1 protein-coding gene is annotated in these 867 nt (G+C 45.7%); it reads left to right on the plus strand.

Annotated elements, in window-relative coordinates:
- On the plus strand, positions 1-867 hold an 867-nt coding region (locus AC1M84_RS14220; protein ID WP_481595227.1), incomplete at both ends, for an NAD(P)(+) transhydrogenase (Re/Si-specific) subunit beta.

Consider the following 867-nt stretch of genomic DNA (forward strand, 5'->3'; position numbering starts at 1 on the left):
ATTGCGATCGCTGCAATTATTCACAACAACAAGCTCGTCGAGCTTGGGCCAGACTTACTGGCTGCAAATGGTGTGAACTTCCATGAAATGAGTCGCGTACATTTATTCGAATTATTCGTAGGATGTTTCGTTGGTGCCATTACATTCACTGCATCGGTATTTGCTTATGGTAAATTGGCGGCAAAGAAATGGGCAAAAACGATTTCAGGTGCATGGGTTAAACCTGTTCAAGCTTTGATTTTTATTGCGATGCTAGCAGCAGGGGTTCACTTCTTCTTGACGGGTGACATGACCTCGTTCTGGGCAATGACAGCACTTGCTTTAGCCTTTGGTTGGGTATGGATTGCGCCTGTTGGTGGTGGTGATATGCCAGTTGTGGTGTCTTTGCTTAACTCATTCTCTGGATGGGCGGCAGCAGGGATTGGTTTTACGCTTGAAAACAACATGTTAATTGTTGCAGGTTCGCTTGTAGGTTCGTCAGGTGCAATTCTGTCTTATATTATGTGTAAAGCAATGAACCGTTCAATCATCAACGTATTGTTTGGTGGTGCAATGGGTGGTGCTGCAGCACCGACAGCAGCAGCTGGTGCAGCAGTTCAACGCAACTACCGTTCTGGTTCTGCTGACGATGCTGGCTTCTTAATGTCAAATGCAGACAGTGTTGTTATTGTCCCGGGTTATGGTATGGCGCAAGGTCGTGCTCAAAATGCGGTGAAAGAGCTTGCAAACTTATTGAAAGAGCAAGGTGTAACAGTACGTTTTGCGATTCACCCAGTGGCTGGTCGTATGCCTGGTCACATGAACGTTCTTTTAGCTGAAGCAGATGTTCCGTACGAAGACATCTTAGAGATGGATGAGATTAATTCA

The organism is Acinetobacter sp. 24-47-66 (genome assembly GCF_056779755.1).